The organism is Streptomyces sp. R302 (genome assembly GCF_012927245.1).
GTDB lineage: Bacteria > Actinomycetota > Actinomycetes > Streptomycetales > Streptomycetaceae > Streptomyces.
This window is the reverse complement of sequence record NZ_JABBGE010000002.1, coordinates 587,377-611,832: the sequence shown is the minus strand read 5'-3', so window position 1 is coordinate 611,832 and position 24,456 is coordinate 587,377. Positions and strand designations below refer to the sequence as shown.

At 72.5% G+C, this 24,456-nt stretch carries 13 protein-coding genes and 1 pseudogene; 10 read left to right on the top strand and 4 right to left on the bottom strand.

Annotated elements, in window-relative coordinates; genetic code table 11:
* Positions 1 to 13: 13 nt before the first annotated feature.
* From HHL19_RS08555 to HHL19_RS08545, 3 genes are all read right to left on the bottom strand, one after another.
* Positions 14 to 6,271, bottom strand: a complete 6,258-nt coding sequence (locus tag HHL19_RS08555; RefSeq protein WP_169087616.1) for an RHS repeat protein — start codon at positions 6,269 to 6,271, stop codon at positions 14 to 16.
* Between the two features lie 304 nt (positions 6,272 to 6,575).
* Positions 6,576 to 7,232, bottom strand: coding sequence for a response regulator transcription factor (locus HHL19_RS08550; protein ID WP_169087250.1), 657 nt, complete (start codon positions 7,230 to 7,232; stop codon positions 6,576 to 6,578).
* Positions 7,229 to 8,185 carry a histidine kinase gene (locus HHL19_RS08545; protein ID WP_169087247.1) on the bottom strand — a complete coding sequence of 319 codons (957 nt, stop codon included), beginning with the start codon at positions 8,183 to 8,185 and terminating at the stop codon, positions 7,229 to 7,231. The genes HHL19_RS08550 and HHL19_RS08545 overlap by 4 nt, the downstream gene beginning before the upstream one ends.
* Positions 8,186 to 8,637: 452 nt before the next feature.
* Between HHL19_RS08545 and HHL19_RS08540 the strand changes: the two genes are divergently transcribed.
* The 10 genes and pseudogenes from HHL19_RS08540 to HHL19_RS08495 all read left to right on the top strand — a co-directional run bounded on the left by HHL19_RS08540 (position 8,638) and on the right by HHL19_RS08495 (position 22,827).
* Positions 8,638 to 8,862, top strand: a complete 225-nt coding sequence (locus tag HHL19_RS08540; RefSeq protein ID WP_169087245.1) for a hypothetical protein — start codon at positions 8,638 to 8,640, stop codon at positions 8,860 to 8,862.
* A gap of 167 nt (positions 8,863 to 9,029) precedes the next feature.
* Positions 9,030 to 9,346: pseudogene (locus HHL19_RS08535) on the top strand (Na+/H+ antiporter NhaA); the annotation flags it as partial.
* 420 nt (positions 9,347 to 9,766) lie between these two features.
* Positions 9,767 to 10,171, top strand: a complete 405-nt coding sequence (locus tag HHL19_RS08530; protein ID WP_169087614.1) for an SseB family protein — start codon at positions 9,767 to 9,769, stop codon at positions 10,169 to 10,171.
* Positions 10,168 to 10,806 carry a hypothetical protein gene (locus tag HHL19_RS08525; RefSeq protein WP_169087612.1) on the top strand — a complete coding sequence of 213 codons (639 nt, stop codon included), beginning with the start codon at positions 10,168 to 10,170 and terminating at the stop codon, positions 10,804 to 10,806. The genes HHL19_RS08530 and HHL19_RS08525 overlap by 4 nt, the downstream gene beginning before the upstream one ends.
* Before the next feature lie 3 nt (positions 10,807 to 10,809).
* The gene (locus HHL19_RS08520) at positions 10,810 to 15,489 is read left to right on the top strand and encodes a putative T7SS-secreted protein (RefSeq protein WP_169087243.1); all 4,680 of its coding nucleotides are present in this window, start codon (positions 10,810 to 10,812) and stop codon (positions 15,487 to 15,489) included.
* 4 nt (positions 15,490 to 15,493) lie between these two features.
* Entirely contained in the window at positions 15,494 to 15,892 is a 399-nt protein-coding gene (locus tag HHL19_RS08515) for an Imm7 family immunity protein (RefSeq protein WP_169087241.1), read from the top strand.
* A gap of 130 nt (positions 15,893 to 16,022) precedes the next feature.
* Positions 16,023 to 18,677, top strand: coding sequence for a BTAD domain-containing putative transcriptional regulator (locus HHL19_RS08510; RefSeq protein WP_169087239.1), 2,655 nt, complete (start codon positions 16,023 to 16,025; stop codon positions 18,675 to 18,677).
* Between the two features lie 112 nt (positions 18,678 to 18,789).
* On the top strand, positions 18,790 to 19,548 hold the full coding sequence (locus HHL19_RS08505) for a DUF4232 domain-containing protein (protein ID WP_169087237.1): 759 nt from the start codon (positions 18,790 to 18,792) through the stop codon (positions 19,546 to 19,548).
* A gap of 400 nt (positions 19,549 to 19,948) precedes the next feature.
* Entirely contained in the window at positions 19,949 to 21,526 is a 1,578-nt protein-coding gene (locus HHL19_RS08500; RefSeq protein ID WP_169087236.1) for a S8 family peptidase, read from the top strand.
* A gap of 137 nt (positions 21,527 to 21,663) precedes the next feature.
* Positions 21,664 to 22,827, top strand: a complete 1,164-nt coding sequence (locus HHL19_RS08495) for a DUF4190 domain-containing protein (protein ID WP_169087234.1) — start codon at positions 21,664 to 21,666, stop codon at positions 22,825 to 22,827.
* Between the two features lie 235 nt (positions 22,828 to 23,062).
* On the opposite strand, the gene HHL19_RS08490 is transcribed toward HHL19_RS08495, so the two are convergent.
* Positions 23,063 to 24,409: a glycoside hydrolase family 18 protein gene (locus HHL19_RS08490; RefSeq protein ID WP_169087232.1), complete on the bottom strand. Its 1,347-nt coding sequence runs from the start codon at positions 24,407 to 24,409 to the stop codon at positions 23,063 to 23,065.
* Between the last annotated feature and the right edge of the window lie 47 nt (positions 24,410 to 24,456).

Sequence of the window (24,456 nt, the reverse complement as noted above, 5' to 3'; positions counted from 1 at the left end):
TTTCGCCGCGTCCCTAGGAGAAGCGCAGCTTGCAGTGCTTGTTGGTGCAGTAGGCGCGCCACTTGGTGGAGTAGCGCCTGTGGCCGGACAGGCCCGGGCCCTGGACGTTCCGGGAGTACGCGACCGTGACGGCGAAGCGCTCCTGGTAGCCGCAGGTGAAGAAGATCTTGAAAGCGCAGACCTGGGCCATGCCGGAGGCGCCCCACTCATGGTAGGTGGAGCTCCGGGCGTTGCGGGCCGCCCCGTGGAACTGGATCTTCCAGCCGAGGACCGAGGCGAGACCGCTCTCGTCGTCGCTCGTCCACGCCCTGGAGCTGCTGATGTTCCCCTTCTTGTTGAGGCAGAACTCGGCCTGCATGGAGGTGGTGCCGAGCTGGATGCGCACAGCTCCCTCGTAGAGCTTGTACCTGCGCGAGACGGTCTTGCAGCTCGCCGTACCGGCGTTGTCGTAGGTGTTCACCGGGTCGGCACACACGTAGTCGTAGGAGTTGCAGCTTCCGCCGTACAGGGGGTCCACGCTGAGGAAGCGCCCCGTGCCGGGCGAGTAGAGCCGCGCGCCCATGAGCAGGGTGTCCGTCGGAGTCTCGCTGGAGCGCTGGAACGCGCCGAGCCAGCCGTAGCGGGCCGCCGGTGATCCGGTCCGGACGTTGCCGTACTCGTCGCTCTCCAGGGCCACGGGGCTCTGCGAGGCGTCCAGCGGGAGCTGCACGCCGATGTCGCCGTGGATGTTGGTGAGCATGAGGACGGTGCCGCCGGTCTTGCCGGTGACGGCGGCCAGGCCGCCGCTCAGCGACGCGACGTTGCGGGAGACGGCTCCGGTGCCGCTCTCCACGATCCAGCTCGGGCTGTCGGTGTCGTTGGCGTAGTGGTTGACCTTGGCGCCGGTCTGGGACCAGGTGCCGCCGCTGTTGGTCTCGGTGGTCCAGCCGCGGAAGCGGAGAGCCGCGTCGAGTTCCCAGGTCTGGCGCTTGGTGCCGGCGGTCTGACGGCGGACCAGGTTGTTGGTGTAGTAGTCGATGGTGGCGCCGGGCATGGCCGTGGTGCGGCCGTACGCGTCGTAGGCGTAACCGGGGTCGACGAGGCGGTCGGCGCTGTCGTAGGTGTGGGTGCGGGTGGTGCCTCCGGTGGTGGTGCAGGCGAGACCGGGCTGCGCGGCGGTCGTGGTGAGGGAGGTGCGGTTGCTGCGCTTGTCGAAGGCGTAGGCGCGGCGGGTGCAGACCGAGTCGGCGGTCTCCTCCGAGACGGTCAGGCGGCCTGCCCGGTCGTAGGTGTAGTCACGGTTGCTGGTGCCGCTGGCGCGGGTGGTGACCTTGCCGTCGACGGAGTGCGTCACCGCGTCGGAGTAGACGACGGCGCCGTCGGCGTCGCGGGTGTAGACCCGGTCGGCCGTGGTGCCGACGGTGTTCTCCGTCTGGCGCAGGGTGTAGCCGCCGGGCAGCTGCTCGGCGACGATCGAACCGGCCGCGTTGTACGTGGCGGTGAACGTGCCCGCGACGGAGTCGACGAGCTTGGTCGCCATACCGCGGGGCTCGATCGCCGTGTCGTAGGTGAACGTCCGGGTCGAGGGGGCGCTGTCGGTGATGGTCAGCGGGCGGTCCAGCGCGTCGTAGCGCAGGGTGGTGGTGCCGCCGTCCGCGTCGGTGTACGAGATCAGCCGGCCCAGCTTGTCGTACTGCTTGGTGATGGTGCCTCCGGTCGGGGAGGTCACCGTGACCGGCTGGCCGCCGGCGGGGTCGTAGGTGACGGTGCTGGTCGGCACCGCCTGGCCGAGGCCGCCGCTCATCGTGGTGGTGGTCTGCCGCCCCGCGGCGTCGAAGGCCACCGACAGCGTACGGGCGGCCCCGTTCGCCGTGTCGACGCTCTTGGACTGCTGGCCGTAGAGGCCGTACTCCATCGTGGAGTCCTCGACCTCGACGGGGTTGGAGCCGCCGCCGACGATGTCGCCCGCCGGTCCGGTCCAGCACACCTGGTCCGCCCACTCGGGGCGTCCCTTGCACCAACCGGTACCCGTTCCGGACCAGTAGGCGACGACCCTGGACGCCGCGTCCTGTCCCGTGCCACCGGGCGGCTGGGTGCCGGTGACCCTGCCGTCGGCGTCGTACGTGGTGCTGGTCACCAGGTTGAGGCCGCCGGGATCCTGGATCTTCAGGGTGGGAAGGCCCTTGACCCAGTCGTACTGGTTCTCGACCAGCTGCTTCTCGCCCATGACCGAGTCGTGGTCACGGACACGGACGCCGCTGATCGTGAGGGTGACCTGGTTGCTCACGACGGCGCTGCCGTCGGTGGGCCGGCCCTCGTCGTACTCCTTGACCGTCCACGCGCGCGCGGCGACGGGGGTGTTCGCCGGCACCAGGACGGTGGTGCCGTCCTTGAGGTCCTGCGTCAGGTCGGCACGGTGCAGGGGGCCGAACGTCTCCGTCTCCCGCATGCCGGTCGGGTCGTACAGGGAGAGGGAGGACAACAGGCGCGCCCGCTCCGTGGCGGAGCGTCCGTCGATGCCCAGGTCGCGCAGGGTCGCCCGCTCGGCGGCGGTGGTCCCCAGGGCGAGAGTGCGGTTCGCCGGCGTCAGCTCGCGGACGGTGTTGCCGAAGCGGTCGTACTCGGTCGTGGAGATGTGACTGCCGGGGTCGGCCGAGTTCACCGCACGTCCCGACGCGTTCAGGTAGTGCACCGTGGCGCGCGGGTACGCGGACGCGGTGAGCTGCGGCCCGGAGTGGGAGGCGGGGACGGAGTCGGACGGGAAGATGGCGGTGGCGTCGGTGGGGAGGTCGCTCTGCCCCCACGTCTTCACCTCCGCGGCACCCATCGCGTACGGGGCGGCGCCGCCGGTGAGCGGTACGCCGTAGACGACGGAGGTGACCGCCGTGCCCTGCTGCTGGTCGACGCTGCCGGGTACGAGCGCGGCTCGCGAGACCTTGAGCAGCATGCCGTCGCCGGGAACGGGGCCGGCGCCGGCGTTGCCGTAGGTGAAGGTGAAGGGGAGCTGCCCGGCGGGCTGGAGCCAGGTCACCCGGCCGGCCCAGTACGCGTACTGGTGCTCACCGGCCTGGGAGAGGCGGGGGTCCCAGACCTGCCGCAGGCTGCCGTTGCTGTCGTAGCGGTAGGACGTCACGGCGATCGCCGTGCCGGAGGCGGCGCCGGGTGCGGACGCCCACAGGCGGAGTTCCCGGACCTGGCTCGCGAAGTCGCCGAACTGGTCGTCGGTCTGCGTACCGGTGGCCGTGGTGGCGGTGGCGTACACGAATTCCAGGACGCGGCAGCCCCGGGTCGCGGGGTTCGCCTCGCAGGTGGCCACGGTCACGGCCGAGGTGGGGGCGATGATCCGCTTGGGCCTGGCGAGCCGCTTGCCGTCGACGGTGACGGCCTCGGAGACCACGGTGGTGGTGGTGTTCGTCAGCCCCTTCAGGAGGGTGCTGGACACCTGCCAGGTCGGCGCGGCCGGGTCGGCCTTGGTGAAGGTGGTCACCGTGCCGCCGGTGTCCGACAGGGTGAAGCTGCCGTCGAAACGGCCGCTCAGCGTCAGGTGCTCCGAGCCCTTCTCCGCGATCCACCCGGTCTTGGCGGCGTTGCTGGTGAAGGCGATGGCCGTCCCGTCCTCCAGGACCACGTCCAGTGCGGTGTCGGAGACCTTGCGGACGTGGCTGAAGACCGTCTGCGTCAGTTCCGCGGTCGTGCCGGCCACCCACTCCTTGCCGAAGATGGTGGCCTGCCCCTCCAGGCTCGCGGCCCCGTTCGGGGTGCGGGAGGAGGCACTGCGCGTCACGGCCATGCCGAAGAACGACGCGTCCGTGGCGGAGAGGGTGTAGTCACCGGTGAGCAGGTTGAGGGACCCGGGCCCGACCTCCTCGCTCGCGGCACCGGAAGCGTCCCGGTCGACGATCACGGACTGGGGCTGGGTGCTCTTGGCGGCGCCGTTCGGGCCGGTGAAGTCGGCCTTGATCTCGATGGAGCCGTCGGGGTCGACGGTGTCGGTGGCGTTCCAGACCAGGAGTTCGTTCTTGCCGTTGACCAGAGGCCGGGGCCACGCGGTGATCGCGCTGCCCTGGAAGAACACGTCCTCGAGCGGGATCCGAACCCACGGGTCGGCCTCGGAGCGACGCCACGAGAAGGAGACCGCGTCGTACGTGCTGCCGTTCGCCTCTGCGACCAGCGGCAGGCGGCGCGCGGTGCGCTCACCGTCGGCGGGCTGGACGAAACCGCCCGGGCCGGCGTGGAAGACGTACTCGATGGCCTCGGACTTGTTGTCGGCCTTGTCGACCTGCCGGACCTGGAGGGCGTGAGTGCCGTCCTGGGGCGGGGCGACGGAGACGGCCTTGGCGGCGGTGGAGCCGCCGGTGACGACCTTGGTCCAGGTCGCGCCGTCGAGCGACCACTCGAGCCAGTTGTGGTCGGTGCCGTTCGGGGTGACGGTGAAGGTGCCGGCCTGGCCGGCACCCTTGACCCACTGCCCGGCCGGGTAGTCCGTCGAGGCGATGCCGGTCGGGGCGGACGGGTTGGCGGTGTCGACCGTGAAGGTCTTCCACTCCGACCAGCCCAGGTTGTAGTGGGTTCCGTCGTACGGGCTGCTGCGGAACCGGTACGTCTTGCCGTTCGTCAGCACGCCGGCCGGAACGACGACCGGGGCGGGCTGACCCGAGGGCACGAACGCCGACCGCAATACGGCACCGACCTGGGTGTTCGTGGCGGTGTCGAAGATCTGGTAGGCACCCTGGATCTTGTCGCCGTTGGGGTCGACGAACGTGTCACGCAGCGTCGGGGTCGTGGTGTTGACCACGTAGGCGCCGTTGTAGGAGAAGTACGGCGGGCCCGCCTCCTGCTTGGTGCCGGTGCGCGGCCGGTAGTTGTACGTGACCGTCAGCTTCGGCACATTGGAGGCGGCGTCGGCGGAGTTGACGCGCTTCCACTGCCCCGTGACGGTCTCATCTGTGGCGCGCAGACCCATGTGGGACGTGGCGGCCTTGGCCGAGGCCCAGTCCTGCACCATCGTGGTGACGTCGGCGTTGATCCAGCCGTCCGGCTGGGTCGAGCAGGAGGCGTTGCCCCTCGTCTCCGAGGAGGTGGCCTTCTTCGCGATCCACGCCGGCTGGTTGGGCGCGGTCCAGCGCGAGGAAGTCGAGGCGGCTCCGGTGGACCACACCTCCCACGGCTGCGCCGGGCAGGAGGAGCCGGTGTAGTTGCCGGAGTGGAAGTTCCACAGCGACAGCTTGGCGTCCGTCACGAGCGCGTCGGCGATCGGCGCGGTATTCCACGAGAGGAACGAACGCGCCAGCCGGTACGTGCCGTCGGCGTTCTTCGTACCCGGGTTGCCCAGGTCCAGCTCGACGTCCGTGGACCAGTCGACCGTCGTGCCCTGCTGCACGTACGTGTCGAAGACGTTCGACAAGGACGAGGTCGACGGATCGACCGTCACCGGGTACGTCGTCGCCGGATCGGCGAGGAACTTCGCGTCGGGGGTGAGGACGAGGTCCACGCCGCCCTTGGTCTTGACTACCTTCATGTCGACCGCGACCTGGCGGGTGTGCTTGCCGGAGACGGGATCGACGGTCGCGTCCCACATCACCGGGGCGGGCATGACCGCGGACTTCTTCGACTTCTTGTCGGTGAACAGCACGCTGCCGTCGGCCTGGGCCTCGACCTTCAGCCCCTTGGTCCTGAGCGGCAGCGTGTAGGAGAAGCCGTCGGCGGGCTTCTCCTTGATGTCCACGAACTGCTCGAAGCCCGTACGGGTCGCCTCGACCACGACGTCGGCGCCGGGCACCGCGTTCACGTAGGTCGCGCGCGTGCCGTCGAGCTTCGGCGCGGGCAGACCGCCCCGCCACTGCAGCGTGATCTGCTCGTCCCCCTCGCCGAGGGTCACGAGGTCCGTGGCCGGGGCCGCCTGCGCTGCCTTCAGCGACGTGGCCTTCGTACCGGCCTTGCCCGCCAGCTTCAGCCCGCGAGGGTGGGCCTTGGAGACGACCGAGCCGTCCGAGGCAGCGGCGAGTTCGACATCGACATCACGCCAGGCGCCCGTGGCCGGGTCCTGGAAGCGGATCGGGCCGGCGGACAGCTCGGTGGTCAACGACCCGTCCTTGTCGACCCAGGTCGTCGATGTCTCGGTCCGTTCCGACAGCGCCTCCACCCGCTTGCCCGACAGCCGTGCCGCCACCCGGGCGGAGGCGATGTCGGCAGCCGATGTCGCGGCAGGCGCCTTCTGCTGGGACCCGGCCGTCTGCGGAGCACGGGGCGCGGCGACGGCGGCCTGGGCTCCGTAGATCGTCGATACCGACATCAGCAGCGCCACACCGACGGCGGTGCCGCGGATGCCTCTGTGCCGGTCGAGTCTTGGCCGGTAGCGGAACCCTGATGAGGGCTCCGGTATCTGGCTTGTCACGTTTCTCCCCTGAACATGTCGTGGGTGATGGTGATGGTGATGGTGCTGGGGGCCGGAGTGGGCCTCCGGTCCCGGCGCCGGCCCATCAGAGGTGGGACGGCGCGGTCTAGGGGCCGGCCGTCAGGCGTTGTCACTGGACGGCGGCATGCAGAGGTCGCCTCCCGGCGTGTGAGCCAGGCGGCTTGATGGCACGGTGTCGGCGCTACGGCTCGATCAAGCCGGTCCTGATGGCGTAGCGGGTGAGTTCGACACGGTCGCGCAGGCCGAGCTTCTGCAGAAGGTTCGCCCGGTGGCGTTCCACCGTCTTGGCGCTGATGACCAGAAGTTCGCCGATCTCCTTCGACGTGTGGCCTTCGGCGACGAGCTTGAGGATCTCTTCCTCGCGGTCGGTGATCGTCTTCTGCGGGAGCGGTCTGCCCTGCTCCGCCATGTCGAGGTAGTTGCGGATCAGGGTGGTTTCGGCGCCGGGGTAGAGGAACGGCTCATCGCGCATGGCCGCACGGCAGGCGTCGACCAGGTCGCGGTCCGCCACGGACTTGAGCACGTATCCGCTGGCGCCGACCCGCAGGGCCTCGAAGAAGTACTGATCACTGTCGTACATGGTGAGGATCAGGATGCGAAGGCCCGGGTGTGCCCGCGAGAGTTCACGTGCGGCTTGCAGACCTGTCAGCCGAGGCATGGCGATGTCCAGGATCGCCAGGTCGACGGGCAGCCGGCGCGCCATTGCGACGGCCTCGGCCCCGTCGCCGGCTTCGGCCACGACACACGTGTCCGGTTCGGCGTCGAGGATGAGGCGCACGCCACGACGGACCAGCGCGTGATCGTCCGCCAGCAGGATGCGAGTGGGGCGTGTGGTCACAGCTCGGCCCCTTCCACCGCCGGTACCCGCATGCGCACCGCGGTTCCGCCCTCCGGCGAGGTCCCGAGGGAGAACTCCGCCCCGATCATCAGCGCACGTTCCCTCATGCCGCGGATGCCGGATCCTTCCGTGTCGTCTCGGCGACCGTGACCGTTGTCCCGGACGACGAGGCCCACGACTCCCGGCGTCCCGTGTCTGAGGTCCAGGTCGATACGGTTGGCATGCGAGTGACGTGCCGCGTTGGCGAGGGCCTCCTGGGCCACCCGGTAGATCGTCAGTTCCACCTCGGGCGCCATGTCCGGAAGCGCCGTGTCGAGGTGGTGCCGCACCGTGACTCCTGCCGTGTTGAAGTCGGCTGTCAGAGCACGCAGGGCACTGGCCAGTCCCAGGTCCTCCAGCACTCCGGGGCGAAGCCGGCGGGCGATGCGCCGCAGTTCGTCCAGACTTTCCCGGGTCGTCTCCTGGGCCGCGTGCAGATCTTCCCGCAGTTCCGCGGGTGCCTGATCCGCGAGCCACTTCAGCTGGAGGAGCACGGCGGTCAGGGCTTGACCGACCTCATCGTGCAGGTCCCGGGCGAGGTGCCGTCGCTCGGCCTCCTGCGCGGCGACCACCCGAGCGCTGCTGGTGGCGCGCTCGTTCTCCAAGCGGTCGAGCATCGCGTTGAACGTGCGAACGAGGTTCGCCATTTCATGCCGCCCGGTGGCCTCCGGCCGCGTGCCGGGGTTCAGCAGGTCTGCGCTCGCCATCGCGCCGGACAGCCGCTTGAGCGGAGCCAGCCCGTACCGGCAGAGAAGAGCATTGGCCACGAGCATCGCCAGCACACCGGCGATCACCACGACGACCTCGTCGAAGAGGACCGGGGACGAGACCGTGACCCACGGACTCAGCAGGAGCGCGGTGGCCGTGACGAGAAGGAAGGCATTCATCACGAAGATCCGCAAGAACAACGACACAGCGGACCTCCCCCCGTCTCTCGTGCCGCCCATCGGCCGGCACCCCCGCCACCGTCACGGTCTCGCCACGGTCGTCACGGCATCATCACAGTCGTCACCGTATCGTCACGGTGATCACGACGGAGTCTGGGCGATCAAGCCAGCGGCCGTCCATACATGCTGGCACCCATCTTCAGCAGCCCGTTCCGCCCCGTCCGGCAGCCTCAAGCCTCATAGGGGAGGGGGCAGTTGCGCCCCCCTGGCTCTCTACGCGCCGGGCCTCGCTGACGCGTGGGGACCGAGACCGACACGTCGGTCGTCGCGGCTTACGACCGGCATCAAGAAGACGTCGAAGACTGCCAGGTCACGGCAGTGCGGGGCGGAGTCCTGCTGTTTCAGGATGGTTCGGGGACAGGGGCGGGGAGCGCCCCGATGCCGGGAACCGGAAATGACGACATATCAGGGGGAGCATCATGGCCAAGCCTCTGCACGCGCAGATCGGGGACACCCCGATCCACTGCCTGATGTGCGACAGCGACACGTTCCGCGAGCGGGAGGTGAAGCTGAACAGCACAGGGATGGAATTCCTCAACCTGGCGTGGGCGAACGAGTCGGCGACCGGTTTGATCTGCTGGTCGTGCGGTTACGTCCACCTGTTCGTCAACCGTGACATCAGGCTCTACCGGGTCCGTGGGTGACGTGGGCCGACGGAGGAACGGGCCCACGGGCTTCTCCGCCGATGCCTGTGCGCACGGCCCCGCTCGCCCGCATACAGGGAGGTGAGGAGCCTCCTGGTGAGAGCGTCGGCACGCCGATGGGGTGTGAAGAACACGTCAAGGCGACGCTGGCCCCGGAGACCGCTCCCATGACGCAGCCGCGCCCACGCAAGGCCCTGTTCGGTCTGCTGCCCTGGACGGAGCGGCAGACGGTCGCGGAAGCCCTGCGTACGGAGACGGCGGGCGGGTGGTCCTCCTGGTCGCGGCCGTCGTGGCGCTCGTCCGGGCCGACAGCCCGTGGAGCGGGGCGTACGCGGCCCTCCGCGACTTCCCCTTCGGCGTACCCGCCCTGGGCCTCGACCTCTCGGTCGGCCACTGGACGGCCGACGGCCTGCTCGCCGTCTTCTTCCTGATCGCCGGTATCGAGCTGAAACGCGAGCTGGTGGTCGGCGAGCCGCGGACCCCCGGCCGCCTGGTGCGGTGCGTCGTCACCACCGGGCGGTTGCTGCGCCGGCTGCTGCGCGCCGCCCGGTACGGGCCGGTCCGGTCCCTCGACTGCCTCCTCCTGCCGGGTTGTGGGGAGCCCGCGACCGAGGCGCCGATGCTCCCGTTGACCGCTCTCGCCGAGGACGGCGAGGAGGATTCCCTCCGGCAGTACGTGACGGACCTCGTCCCGTCCGGCGTCGCGCTCGACGTCCCACCCGCACCCGGCTGCCCCGTGGGGTCCTCGCCCGATCCTCGGCCGTGTCTGCACCGAGGCCGCCCTGGGTTTCGGGGGCCGGTGGGGAACCGGGGAGTGTGGGTGGGGCGTGTTCGGGGAAGGCGCGTGGGCGTCGTACAGGTGCAGGCGTAGGTGTCGGGTTCGGGCTTCGGGGGTGGTGGCGGAGTGGTCGAGGGGAGTGCGCTCGCCGGGCGGATCGCCGAGCGGCGGGCCGGGGCGGGTGAGCCGCGGGCGTTGCTCGGGGAGCTGCGGCGGGCACGGCTGCTCGTGCCGGTGGAGCGGGGCGGGCTGTGGACGGGGCACTTCGGCGGGGTGCGCTGGGTGTTCGCGTTCACCGGCGAGGAGGCCCTCGCGCGGTTCGCGCGGGAGGTCGGGGACCCGGGGCGGAGCTGGGAGTTCGCCGAGCTGCTCGGTGCCCGGCTGCTCGACGAGGTCGTGCCGGCGATGGGCGTGCCCGCCGGTGTCGCCGTCGACGTCGCGGACCCGGACGGGGCCATGCTCTTCCCGCCGGCCGAGGGCATCGTCCCGGATTCGGCGGCCGTCGAGGGGACCGCGGGGGGTGGCGTCTGATGGGTGACGGGGCGAAGGACCTCGGGATCGACCAGTACACCGTCCGGCGGCTCACCCAGGGCATCCGGAACGCGGTCGGCGAGCTGAAGGAGATCGGGACGGGCACCGGCGCGGTGCTCGGCAAGGGCTTCTCCGAGCTGGCCATGACCGGCATGGAGGCCGGGCACCACGGGCTCTCCACGGACTTCGAGGACTTCTGCGAGCGCTGGGAGTGGGGGGTCAGGGCGCAGGTCCAGGACGCCAACGCGATCGCGGCGAAGCTCGGCCTGGCCGCGGGCGTGCTGTGGGAGGAGGACCAGTACGTCGAGAGCTCGCTGAAGTTCGGCGTGAACGCGATCGCGGGCGGCAGCCCGTACGCCTCCGAGGAGGACATCGCCCAGCAGGACTGGGGCGACGTCCTCACCCCGGACGCGCTGAACCCGGACTGGAGCCGCGAGTCCTGGGACCGCGCCGGCGACGACATGGCCCAGACCTGGAAGGACACCGGGCGCGCGCTGCTCACCGAGGGGCAGGGCGGGGAGCGGTCGCGGATGCTGAACGACCTCCTCGGCGTCGACCAGGAGCAGTTCGACCGGGCCGTCGACGACACCTTCGGGCCGTCGCCCGAGGAGCGCGCCCAGAACGGGGGGAACTGACCGGTGGGTTTCGGGGACTTCGTCAGCGACATCACGCCGGACGTCATCGAGGACGCCGTCGAGGACGGCGTCGAATGGGCCGGGAACCGCGTCGAGGACGTCGGCAACTGGACCGCGGACCGCCTCGACGACGTCGGCTGGGAGTCCGGCGCGGACTGGGTGCGCGAGCAGTCCCGCTCGCTCGCGAACCGGATGGGCGCCGAGGTCGACGAGATGGACCTCGGGCAGACCGAGGACAAGACCAAGCTGATCTACGGATCGCCCGGCAAGCTCCGCTCGACCGCCGCCCACCTGCGTGACTTCTCGGCCGCCTTCAACGACGTCGGGCTCGGGCTCGAAGGGCTCGACTCCGACTCGCTCCAGGGGCAGGCGGCCGACGCCTTCCGCAGGACGGTGAAGCTGGAGCCGCCCAAGTGGTTCAAGGGCGCGGACGCCTTCGAGGAGGCGGCGAAGGCGCTGGAGTCCTTCGAGTCGACGGTGACCTGGGCGCAGGGCCGGGCCCAGGTCGCGATCGACACGTGGAAGGCGGGCACGAAGGCGTCGGAGGACGCCCTGGACGCCCACAAGAAGAAGGTCGACTCCTTCAACGACGCCGTCGACAAGTACAACGCGACGCCCGCCGACAAGCGGGACCCCGCCACCCTGCCGCCCCGGCCCGGTGAGTTCTCCGACCCCGGCAAGGAGCGGATGAAGGAGGCGCAGGACATCCTCGCCGACGCGCGCCGGCAGCGGAACTCCGCCGCCGAGGCCGCCCGGGCCGCCGTGCGCAGGGCCCGGGACGCGGCCCCGCCCAAGCCGTCGTACGGCGAGCAGCTGAAGGACGGGCTCGACGAGCTCGAACTGATGAAGACCCACTTCGCCATGGGCGCGGTCAAGGGCACCGCCGGCATCGTGAACTTCATCCGGGGCGTCAACCCGCTGGACCCGTACAACATCACGCACCCGGCCGAGTACGTCACCAACCTCAACAGCACCGTCGCCGGACTCGTCCGGGTCGCCAACGACCCCTGGGGCACCGGCAAGCAGATGCTGGACGACTTCATGAAGGACCCGGCGGAGGGGCTCGGCACCCTGGTGCCGGACGCGATCCTCACCGTCGCGACGGGCGGCGCCGGCGCCGGCGTCAAGGGCGTGCGGCTCGCCGACGAGCTCGCGGACGCCGCCAAGGCCCGCCGCGCCGACGACCTCAGGGAGACCGTCCGCAGGCCCGACGGCAAGCGGTGCGGGCGCGAGCCCGTCGACTTCGCGACCGGCCGCATGTTCCTGCCGCAGGAGGACCTGCTGCTGCCGGGCAGCCTGCCGCTGTCGTTCCGCCGGGACTTCGAGTCCTCCTACCGGGCCGGCCGCTGGTTCGGCGACAGCTGGTCGTCCACGATCGACCAGCGGCTGACCGTCGACCCGATCGGCGTCGTCCTGCACGGCGAGGACAACCTCCTCGTGCCCTACCCGCACCCCGCCCCCGGCACCCCGGTGCTCCCCGAGGCCGGGCCGCGGTGGCCGCTGGAGCGGCACGCCGACGGCAGCTACACCCTCACCGACCCGGAGACCGGCACCGTCCGGCACTTCCTCGCCCCCGCCGGTGCCGAGCCGGGCGGCGACGGCACCGCGCCGCTCGGCGAGATCGCCGACCGCCACGGGCGCACCCTCACCGCCGAGTACGACGAGGAGGGCGCCCCGCTCGCCCTCGTCCACTCCGGCGGCTACCGCGTCGACTTCACCACGGAGAACCGCCGGATCACCTCGCTGAGCGTCGGCGGCACCGAGGTCGTCCGGTACGGGTACGACGAGGAGGGCCGCCTCACCGGGGTCACCGGGTCCTGCGGGGTCCCGACCCGGTTCGCGTACGACAGCGAGGACCGGATCGTCTCCTGGACGGACACCAACGGCTCGCGCTACGACTTCGTCTACGACGAGCGGGACCGGTGCGTCTCCCAGTCCGGCGCCGAGGGGCACCTGCGCTCCGAGTTCCACTACGGCGACCCGCACCCCGACACGGGCCTGTCCACCACCACGGTCACCGACTCCCTCGGTCACACCTGGCGCTACGCGGTCAACCGGCACCTCCAGGTCGTCGCCGAGACCTGGCCCACCGGCGCGACCGTCCGCTTCGCCTACGACCGCGACGACCGGCTGCTGTCCCGCACCGACCCGGGCGCGGACGGCGGGCCCGGCGCCCGCACCGAGTTCCGCTGGGACGACAAGGGCCGGCTCGCCGAGACGGTCCTCCCCGACGGCAGCGTCCGGACGGCCGTCCACGACGACGCCGGCCGCCCCGTCGAGCTGGTCCTGCCGGGCGGGCAGCGCTGGCGGCAGGAGTTCGACGAGCACGGCAACCGGACCGCCGTCACCAACCCGGCCGGGCGCACCACCCGCTACACCCACGACGCGCGCGGCCACCTCACCTCGGTCACCGACCCCCTCGGCGCGACCACCCTGATGCGCCACGACGCCGCGGGCATGCTCCTGGAGCAGACGGCCCCGGACGGCGGCACCACCACGTACGCGCGGGACGCCTTCGGCCGGATCACCGCCCGCACCGAGCCGTCCGGCGGCACCGCCCGCTACGTCTGGACCCCCGAGGGGCGGCTCGCCTCGTTCACCGGACCCGACGGGGCCGTGGAGTCGTGGACGTACGACGGCGAGGGCAACTGCCTGACCCACACCGACCCCCAGGGCCGCACCACGGCCTTCGAGTACACCCACTTCGACCTGCTCGCCGCCCGCACCGACCCCGACGGCGCCCGCCACGAGTTCACCCACGACACCGAGTTGCGCCTCACCGAGGTCCGCAACCCGCTGGGACTGCGCTGGAGCTACTCCTACGACCCGGTCGGCCACCTGGTCGCCGAGACCGACTTCGACGGCCGCACCGTCGGCTACGACGTCGATCCGCTCGGTCGGGTGCTGACCCGGACCGGTCCGCTCGGCACGGCCGTCCGCTACGAGCGGGACGTGCTCGGCCAGGTCGTCCGCAAGGACGCCGGCGGCGCCGTGACGACGTACGAGTACGACCCCGCGGGCCGGCTGCTGCGGGCCGTCGGGCCCGACGCGGAGCTGACGTACGCCTACGACCGCCGGGGCCACGTCAAGACCGAGCTGACCGACGGGCACGCGCTGTCGTTCTCGTACGACGAGGCCGGGCGCCGCACCCGGCGCGTCACTCCGGGCGGCCACGTCACGACGTACACCCACGACGCGGCGGGCCGGTCCGCCGCGCTGACCGCCGCGGGCCGCGCCGTCGTCTTCACCCGGGACGCCGCGGGCCGCGAACGGAGCCGCACCGTCGGGGAGTCGCTGACGCTGACGTCCGACTGGGACGCGGCCGGCCGGCTCACCGCCCAGGAGCTGGCGCGCGGCGGCCGGCGGCTGAACCTGCGGACGTACGCGTACCGCGAGGACGGCCATCTCGTCGCGTCCGAGGACGGTCTGCGCGGTCCGCGGCGCTACGGCCTGGACGCCACCGGCCGGGTCACCGCCGTCACCGCCGACGGCTGGAGCGAGTCCTACGCCTACGACGGCGGCGGCAACACCGTCTCCGCCGGCTGGCCGGACCGCCTCGCCGCCGGCGACGCCCGCGGCGGGCGGGCGTACACCGGCACCCGGGTGACCGAGGCCGGCGCCAACCGGTACGCGTACGACGACGCGGGCCGGCTGGTCCGCCGGACGAAGACCCGGCTGTCGCGGAAGCCCGACGTGTGGACGTACGCCTACGACGCCGAGGACCGGCTCACCGGGGTCACCACCCCGGACGGGGCCCGGTGGCGCTACCGGTACGACCCGCTCGGCCGGCGCGTCGCCAAGGAGCGGCTCGCCGCCGACGGCGTGACGGTGGCCGAGCGCACCCGCTTCGTCTGGGACGGCCCGCTGCTCGCCGAGCAGACCACCGAGGCGTGCGCCGAACTGCCCCACCCCGCCACGCTGAGCTGGGACCACGAGGGGCTGACGCCGGTCGCCCAGACCGAGCGGCTGCACGACGCGGCGACCCGGCGGGAGATCGACGCGCGGTTCTTCGCCATCGCCACCGACCTCATCGGCACCCCCACCGAACTCGTCGACGAGACCGGCCACATCGCCTGGCAGAGCCGCACCACCCTGTGGGGCGTCACGACGTGGAACGCCGACGCGTCCGCGTACACCCCGCTGCGCTTCCCCGGCCAGTACTACGACCCCGAGACCGGCCTCCACTACAACCACCACCGCTACTACGACCCGCGCACCGCCCGCTACACCACCCCCGACCCGCTCGGCCTCGCCCCCGCCCCCGACCCGACCGCCTACGTGCGCAACCCGCTCCGGTTCAGCGACCCGCTGGGGCTCGCCCCGTACGAGGACAACGGCGGACTCGGCGACCTCATCGAGGTCACCAAGCCCGACGCCGACGCGGACAAGCTGGCCGAGAAGCTCGGCGGAGAGCCCCGCAGACGCTTCGCCAACGACCCGGACGGCCGCGAGTTCGACGCCATCAGCGACGAGTACGTGGCCCAGGCCAAACCGGCGGACTTCACCCTGAACAAGAAGTTCCGCAAACAGGCGCAGGCCACCTTCGAGGCGGCGCTGCAGAGCGGCCGCACGCCGTACTTCCACTTCGACGGACCGCCCGGCCCCGGCGTGATCGATAAGCTCCAGGAGTACGGGCGACGGTACGGCGTCGAGCCGGTGATCGACACGACTCCGCTGGAGTGAGGGCATGTACGAGTTCCATGGCTGGTTCGGCATCTCCGAGGACCCGTACGAGGACGACCTGCCCTCGCTGCGGGCCGGCGTGGAGGAGCTGCGCGCCCGGATCGGCGCCGTCGACTGGTCCTCCAGCTGCCGGGTCGCCCTCGACGTCCTCAACGGCCTGCCCGTCGTCACCGTCGCCGGGCAGACCAACCACCTCGGCCGGGAGGCCGCGGAGCTGGACGAACTGGTGGCGTACATCGCCCGCCGCTTCCCCGGCTCGTGGGGCCTGCTCCACGACCGCTCCGACGAGGGCGACATCCCCGACGCCGCCAACGCCTTCCGGGTGCGGGTCCTGCGGCGGGGGCTCGTCGAGGTGCGCCTGGACCCGTTCCTCTCGCCGTGCAATCCGGTGATCGAGGACTGAGACCCCGGCCGCCCGCCCGCCGGTTTCGGACGAATACCGGGGGCGGGGCGGGATCGATGCAGGTGGGGGGCGGAGGGGCGCGTATCCTCGGCTGCCGGGGGCAGCGGGGGAATCGGACGCGGAGGTGCGGGTGGAGTTCCGGCTGCTCGGGTCCGTCGCGGTCGTGACGGAGGGCGGCGACGTCGCCCCGGGGCCGGCCAAGCGGACCAGCCTGCTGGCCGCGCTGCTGCTGCGCCCCAACACGGCCGTGAACGTGACGGGGCTGATGGACGCGCTGTGGGAGGACGAGCCTCCGACGCACGCCAAGACGGTGCTCCAGGGGCACGTCTCCCGGCTGCGGGCGCTGCTCGCCGCGCACGGCGCCGAGGCGTACGGCGTGGAGCTCACCACGCAGGGGTCCGCCTATCTGCTGCGGATGCCCGAATCGCTCGTCGACGCCCACCGGTTCGAGGAGCTGGTGGGGCTCGCGGGCGCGCAGCGGAACGCCGCCGACACCGTGCGGATGCTGCGCGAGGCGCTGTCGTACTGGCAGGGGCCCGCGCTCACCGGCACCGTCCCGAGCGGGCCCCTGGAGGCCGCCGCCACCGCCCTGGAGGAGCTGCGGCTCTCCTCCGTGGAGGCGCTGGCGGAGGCGTACGGGAAGCTGGGCGAGCACGGCCGGGCCGCCGCCGTCCTGCGGACCGAGGCCGTCGCGCACCCGCTGCGCGAGTCGCTGGCCGCCGCGCTCATGACGGCCCTCGCCCGCGCCGGGCGCCGCTCGGACGCCCTCGACTGGTACCACCGCACCCGCCGACTGCTCGCCGAGGAGCTGGGCGTCGACCCGGGCGCCGCGCTCGCCGACACGTACGCGGAGCTGCTGCGGGACGCGGGGGCGGTCCTCGTCCCGGCGCCCGCGGAGCCGCCGGCGCCCGAGCCCGCCGTCGTACCGGAACTGCTGCCCAGGGCGCCGCGCGGCTTCACCGGGCGGGAGGCCGAGACCGCGCTGCTCGACCGGGCGGCCGGCGGCGGCGACGCGCCGGTCTGCCTGGTCACCGGGCCCGCCGGCGTCGGCAAGACCGCCTTCGCCGTCGACTGGGCGCACCGGCGGCGGACCGCCTTCCCCGACGGGCGGCTCTTCGCCGACCTGCGCGGCTTCAGCGACACCCCGGCGCCCGAGACCGGCGTCGTGCTCCGCGAGTTCCTGCTCGCGCTCGGCGTGCCGCAGCAGCGGGTGCCGGAGACCGCGGTGGGGCGCGGGGCGCTCTTCCGCAGCCTCACCGCCGGCCGCCGGATGCTCGTCGTCCTCGACAACGCCCGCTCCTCGGAGCAGGTCAGGCCGCTGCTGCCGGGCGGCGACGGCTGTGTGACCGTGGTGACCAGCCGGGACCGGCTCGGCGGGCTCATCGCCTCCGACGCGGCCCGGCCCGTGCCGCTCCGGCAGCTGCCGCCCGCCGCCGCGACCGCCCTCCTCGCGACCGTGCTCGGGCAGGACCGGGTCGCCGCCGAGCCGGCCGCCGCCGAACGGCTCGCCGGACTCTGCGACGGACTGCCGCTCGCGCTCCGGGTGACGGCCGCCCGGCTCGCCGAACGCCCCGCCCGGTCGCTGGACGACATGGTCGGGGAACTCGCCTGCGAACAGGGGAGGCTGGCGCTCCTCGACGTCGAGGACGTCGGCGTCTCCGCCGCCCTCCGCCTCACCGTGCAGCAGCTCCCCGAGTCCGCCGCCCGCGCCTTCCGCGCCCTCGGCCTGCACACCGGCTCCGACCTGGACCACTTCGCCGCCGCCGCGCTCACCGGCACCACCCCCGCCAGGGCCGCCGCCGACCTCGAACGGCTCGCCGCCGCCCACCTCCTCACCGAGGCGGTGCCCGGCCGCTGGACCCCGCACGACCTCGTACGCCTCTACGCCCGCGGCCTCGCCCCGCAGGCCGACCCGGAGGGGCTGCGCCGACTCCTCGACCACTACCTGTACGCGGGCCTCGCCGCCGACGCCGCCGCCGAACCCGGCTCGCAGCCCTGCTACGCCCTGCCCGCCGACGCGCGCAGGCCCGCCGCGGTCCCGGAGTTCGAGGGCCGCACCGCCGCCCTCGACTGGTACGTCGCCGAACGCCCCGCCCTGGAAGGGGCCGTGGCCGCCTCCGCCGCCCTCGGGCTGCACGACCGGGCCTGGCGGCTCGCCCTCGTCGCCTGGCCGCTGATGCTGATGCGGCTCCAGGACGGCTGGACCCCGCTCCTGGAGGCCGGGCTCGCCTCCGCCGAGGCGGCCGGCGACCCCGACGCGCAGTCCCGGACCCGGGCGCTGCTCGGCTGGATCCTCCACGAGGAGGGGCGGGACGAGGAAGCCCTGGTCCACCTGGAGAAGGCGCCCGCGCTCGCCCTCCTCGCCGGCGACCCGATCAGCGAGGCCATCGCCGTCGTCAACCACGCGGCCGTCCTCGACGCCACCGGGGAGTACGGCCGGGCCCGCGCGCTGATGGCGCGGGCGGTCGCGCTCGCCGACCGGACCGGGCACCCGTCCACCCAGGTCCTCGCCCTCCAGCACCTCGCCGGGCACTGCCTGCGGGCGGGGGAGTACGAGGAGGCGCTGGCGCACGTGCTTCGCGCGGGGGAACTCGTCGCGCCCGACGCCGTCGTCGTCCAGGCCGAGCTGCGGATCGTACGGGGCGAGGCGCTGGCCGGCATAGGACGGGTCGAAGAGGCCGCCCACCAGCTGGAACGCGCTGCCGCCGATGCCGAGGCGGCCGGCTTCACGGCGGGTTCGGCGCGGGCGGCGGAGCGCCTCGCGCGCCTCGCGGCGGGGCGTTAGCGGCGGGCGTTAGCAGTACGCAAGCGGGACGGCAGCGCGCGGCGGGAAGGTGGACACGTACCACCGACCGCTCCGCGCAGTGCGCTTCACCGACCACGGGGGAAACACCGACATGCGTACGACCACCAGCAGGAACACGGGCAGGACCGCCCTTCTCGTCGCCGCCGTCGCGGCCGTCTCGCTCGGCCTGACGGCCTGCGGCGGTGACGACGGCGCGAAGGACGCCGGCAGTGCGAAGACCACGACCGGCGCACCGGCGGCGACCGGGACCACCGGGACCACCGGGACGACCGGGACGACCGGGACCACGGGGACGACGGGGACGACCGGGGCGGCGGAGAGCGCGGCGCCCGCCGCGAAGGGCTCGGGCGCGTCGGGGGACGCGACCGCCGCCGCGCAGGCCACCCCGGCCACCGCCGGTTCCGCCGCCGACGCCAAGGCGCCGGTCTGCGCCTACGGCGACGTCAGGATCACCGCGAAGAAGGCCGACGAGGTGCCCACCGAGCACATCGTCCTCACCGCCACCAACACCTCGGGCCGCGCCTGCCGTCTCCTCGGCCACCCGCTCATCGCCTTCGGCGAGATCCAGACGGCCAAGGACGTCCCGGCGGTCCCCGCGAGCAAGCCGGCCGCCCCGGTGGTCCTGGCGGCGGGCGCGCCCGCGTACGCCAACGTGCGGGTCTCCAACGGCGGCGTCCACGAGGACAACAAGGTGGTGAAGGAGTTCAACGTGAACCTCTTCGCGGCCGACGGTCCGGCGGAGGGCAGCGTCGTGGTGGCCGCCCCGGCGGGCGGGCTCGCCGTCGACGAGGCCGTCGCGAGGACCGGGTACTGGACGCACGAACTCCGCAACGGCGCCGACGAGTTCTGAGCCGCGCGCGGGGCAACGCGGACGGCGGGCCCGTCTCCCGGAGGATCGGGGACGGGCCCGTTTTTCCGTCCGCCGACTGTGTCGGCGCTGTGAATTCCCGTGTTCCTCAGGGCGGTCGGCGGATGACGGCCGGGTGGGGGAGGTTCGCAGGTGGGGGCCGGGAAGCGCGTGCCCGGAAGCTACTGATCAGTCATGTCGGCGCTGTAACACGGGAGTTGGCGTGGCGTGAGTCCTCTTGCGGGATTCCTATGGATCAGTCAATCTTTCGGCGACGGCAAGGCGGCCGAGGTCGTGAGGATCCGCGTCGGACCCCACGCATTCTTGTCATGTCCATGTCGTTAATGAAGGTCACTCGGGCTCCCTCCCCACGGGAGCACCCCCCACGAGGAGGACACCTCACATGGCAGTGATGCGCGCATCGCGTCGCCGGATCACCACCGCCGCGGCCATAGCCGTCACGGCGCTGGCCCTCGGTTCGCTCTCCGCCCTTCCCGCCACGGCCGCGCCGGCCGCCGCGGAGGGCGTCATCGAGAACGCCGGGGCCGAAGGCACCATCCCGGGCAGCTACATCGTCACCCTCGACGAGTCCGCCCAGGCCGAGACCGCCAAGGGCCGCGCGGTCCCCGGCAAGTTCGGCGCCAAGATCAAGCGCACGTACACCTCGGCGGTGAACGGCTACGCGATCGAGGTCTCCGAGGCGCAGGCGAAGAAGCTCGCCGCCGACCCGGCCGTGAAGTCCGTCGTCCAGAACCGCGTCTTCACGATCGACGGCACCCAGCCCTCCCCGCCGTCCTGGGGCCTGGACCGGATCGACCAGAAGGCCCTGCCGCTGAACCAGAGCTACGGCTACCCGGACAGCGCGGGCCAGGGCGTCACGGCGTACATCATCGACACCGGTGTCCGGATCAGCCACAACGACTTCGGCGGCCGGGCCTTCAACGGCTACGACGCCATCGACAACGACAACACCGCCCAGGACGGGCACGGGCACGGCACCCATGTCGCCGGCACGGTCGCGGGCTCCTCCTACGGCGTCGCCAAGAAGGCGAAGATCGTCGGCGTCCGCGTCCTCAACAACCAGGGCTCCGGCACCACCGACCAGGTCGTCGCCGGCATCGACTGGGTGACGCAGAACGCCGTCAAGCCGGCCGTCGCCAACATGAGCCTCGGCGGCGGCGTCGACACCGTCCTCGACCAGGCCGTCCGCAACGCCATCGCGGCGGGCATCACCTTCGCGGTCGCGGCGGGCAACGACAGCTCCAACGCCTCGAACTACTCCCCGGCGCGGGTCTCCGAGGCGATCACGGTCGGCTCCACGACCAGCAGCGACGCCCGCTCCAGCTTCTCCAACTACGGCAGCGTCCTGGACATCTTCGCCCCGGGCTCGTCGATCAAGTCGGCCTGGAACAGCAGCGACACCGCCACCAACACCATCTCGGGCACCTCGATGGCCACCCCGCACGTGGCCGGCGCCGCCGCCGTCTACCTCGCGGACAACCCGACGGCGACCCCGGCGCAGGTCTCCACGGCCCTCACCACCGCCGCCACGCCGAACGTCGTGGGCAGCCCCGGCAGCGGCTCCCCGAACAAGCTGCTCTTCGTCGGCGGCGGCGGCACCACCCCGCCGCCCACCGGTGACAAGTTCGAGAACACCGCCGACTACGCGATCAACGACAACGCGACCGTCGAGTCCCCGGTCACCGTCAGCGGCGTCTCCGGCAACGCCCCCTCGGCCCTCCAGGTCCAGGTGAACATCGTCCACACCTACATCGGCGACCTCCAGGTCCAGCTGATCGCCCCCGACGGCAGCGCCTACACCCTCAAGGGCTTCGGCACCGGCGGCAGCTCCGACAACATCAACACCACCTACACCGTGAACGCCTCCTCCGAGGTCGCCAACGGCACCTGGAAGCTCCGCGTGACGGACAACGCGAACTGGGACACCGGCAAGATCGACTCCTGGGCCCTCCAGTTCTGACCCGCAGTTCTGACCCGAGCTCGAAGCCCTGAGCACGGCAGGGGCGGCCACCGGCGGGTGGCCGCCCCTTCGCCGTGCCACGTACGATGCGCGCGCCCGATCGTCTGTTCGTCCCGCGCCAACAGGAGCCCGCCCCCGTGGAGCCGACCCCGCCGACCCCGCCGACCCCGCCGCACCAGCCGCCCCCGCCGGGGACGCCCGCCGCGTACCCGGCCCCCGGGCCGTACACCTCGCCCGGGATGCCCTACGCGGGCCTGCCGGGCCCCTACGGGCCGTACGCGCCGCCGCGGGCGACCACCAACGGGCTCGCCGTCGGCTCGCTCGTCAGTGGCATCGTCTGCTGCCTGCCGCCGCTCGGACTCGTCCTCGGCGTCTTCTCCCTGCGGCAGATCAAGAAGCGCGGCCAGGGCGGCAAGGGCATGGCGATCGCCGGCATCGTGCTCTCCTCGCTCAGCACCCTCCTCGTCCTCATCGGTCTGATCACGGGGCAGATCCAGGTAGGCGTGAGGGCGTTCGGCGACGGCGTGCGGGAGGCGGCGTCCGTGCGCATGCCGATGGACCTGCGCACCGGCGAGTGCTTCGTCGACGAGTCCGGGCAGGGCGAGTACACCCTCGGCGTCCGGGTCGTCGACTGCGACCGGCCCCACGACGGCGAGATCACCGGACGGTTCGAGGCCACCGGCTTCGACGGCTGGCCCGGCGAGAGCGAGCTCACCGCGCTCGGCGAGGAGCGCTGCGAGACCATGGCCGCCGCCTACACGCGGGACACCTGGGCGCTGACCGCCGACACCCTCAGCCTGTACTACACCCCGGACCGGCGGGCCTGGCGCACCGGCGAGCACCGCATCGCCTGCGCCGTCGGCGGCTCGGAGCGGCTCACCGGCTCGCTGCGCTCCGACGGGACCACGCTCGACGCGGGCCAGCTGGCCTTCCTCGGCCACGTCAACCCCATCGAGGACGCCCTCTACGCGGAGCCCGAGGAGGACCCGGAGGACGACCTCCAGGCCAACCTCGCCTGGGCCGCGGAGGTGCGCTCCGCCGTCGACTCGGCCCGCTCCGGGCTGCGCGGGCGCACCTGGGAGCCGTCCCGGCGCAAGGCCATGGAGGGTTATCTGAAGAGCCTGGACGCCGCCTCCGAGCAGTGGGCGAAGCTGTCGCGCGCCACGGACTCGGTGGAGTTCTGGGACGCGTACGACCACGCCTGGGAGGTGGTGCCGAACGACGCGAGCATCGAGGTCCGCAAGGCCCTCGGCCTCACCCACACGCCCCCGGAGGGCCCGGGCGAGCACAGCTCCGTCTGAGCCCCGGGCGGCGGAAGGCGGACAGTCGTACGGCACGCGGAAGGGGCCGGGTCTCCGTGGGGGGAGACCCGGCCCCTTCGTGTGCGGACCGGCGCCGGGGCGGGCGGCGGCCGGGCGGGGCGGGGACGGCGGCCCGTGACCAGCCGCCGTCCCCGCCCCGGCGCGCCGTCGCCGGCGGTCCGGTCCGCGCCCCGCGGCGGCCGCCCGGCGGGGCGGCTCCGGGGGAGCGGGTGGTTCAGCGGCGGGTGAGGCCGCGGTCGATCGCGCCGATCAGCTCGCCGTCGGCGGTGTCGCCGTCGAGCGACCAGATCATGGCGCCGCCGAGCCCGTGGGTGCGGACCCAGTTCGCCTTGGTGCGCAGCACGGCCGGGTCGTCGTAGGTCCACAGGGTGGTGCCGTCGAAGAGCCAGGCGTGGCCGTTCCGGTGGCCCCGGTACAGCTTGTACGTGCCCGATTCCGCGAGCTCCTTGAGGTTCTTGTAGTCCTCGGAGCCGGGCGCCCAGGTCGCCGGGGCGGGACCGGTCGCGGGCCGTCCGAGGCCGTCGCCGCCGCCGGTGACGCCGGTCCAGCCCTGGCCGTAGAACGGCATGCCGACGACGAGCTTGCGGGCCGGGGCGCCGCGCCGCAGCCAGGACGTGACGGTCCCCTCGACGCTCCAGTCGTTCTTGGCGAAGAGCGCGGACTGCTGGGCGGTGGTCGTCTCGCCGGAGACGTGGAAGTCGTAGCCCTGGAGGTTCACGAAGTCGAAGTCCCGCATGATCCTGGCGACCTCGAAGCCCGCGTCGATCTTGGCGGGGGCGGTGGGCACGTACGCGCTGAGCTCGTAGTGCCTCCGCTGCGGCAGCGAACGGCCGTAGGCGTCGAGCTGGGTGCGGAACTCCCGTACCAGGGCGGTGAAGTTGACCTTGTCCTCGGGGCGGATGACGTTGCCCGGGTTGCCCTCGGAGCCGGGCCACTCCCAGTCGAGGTCGATGCCGTCGAAGAGGCCGGCGGCCGCTCCGGCGCCGCCGCGGGCGCCGTCCTGCGGCAGGTTCCCCTTGATGTAGAGGTCGATGCAGGAGGAGACGAGGGCCTTGCGGGACGCGGGGGTGCGCACGGCGTCGGAGAAGTACGCCGAACCGCTCCAGCCGCCCAGCGAGATCATGACCTTGAGGTTCGGGTGCTTCGCCTTCAGCTCGCGCAGCTGGTTGAAGTTGCCGGCCAGCGGCTGCCCGTCGGTGTCGGCGGTGCCGTCCACGGAGGTGGCGGCGTCGACCGGGCGGACGTAGTCGGCCCAGGGGTCGGAGCCGGGGACGGGGCCGATGACGCACTTGCCGGCCTTGTCGACGATGCCGAAGGCGTAGTTGATGTGGCTGAGCCTGGCGGCGGAGCCGCTCGTGTCCAGGTCCTTGACCTGGAAGTTCCGCCCGTAGATGCCCCATTGGGTGAAGTAGCCGACCCGCTTGAGGGCGTGCTCCGCGGCGGGCGGGCGGTGGTCGGGGCGCGGATGGGCGTCGGCGGCGGGGGCCAGGGTGGCGAGGAGGCCGAGGGCGGCGGCCGCGGCGGTGCCGAGGGTCAGCTTGGTCAGGGCTCTGGGACGCATGGGCTCGTTCCTGTGCGAGGCGGGTTGGAGCGTGGGCGCGCAGGCAG

Bases quoted from the DNA above. Each gene is read 5' to 3' on its own strand.
- HHL19_RS08540 (WP_169087245.1), top strand. From the start codon at position 8,638: ATGGCCAAGCCTCTGCACGCGCAGATCGGGGACACCCCGATCCACTGC.
- HHL19_RS08490 (WP_169087232.1), bottom strand. From the start codon at position 24,409: ATGCGTCCCAGAGCCCTGACCAAGCTGACCCTCGGCACCGCCGCGGCC.
- HHL19_RS08515 (WP_169087241.1), top strand. From the start codon at position 15,494: ATGTACGAGTTCCATGGCTGGTTCGGCATCTCCGAGGACCCGTACGAG.
- HHL19_RS08505 (WP_169087237.1), top strand. From the start codon at position 18,790: ATGCGTACGACCACCAGCAGGAACACGGGCAGGACCGCCCTTCTCGTC.
- HHL19_RS08500 (WP_169087236.1), top strand. From the start codon at position 19,949: ATGGCAGTGATGCGCGCATCGCGTCGCCGGATCACCACCGCCGCGGCC.
- HHL19_RS08555 (WP_169087616.1), bottom strand. From the start codon at position 6,271: ATGTCGGTATCGACGATCTACGGAGCCCAGGCCGCCGTCGCCGCGCCC.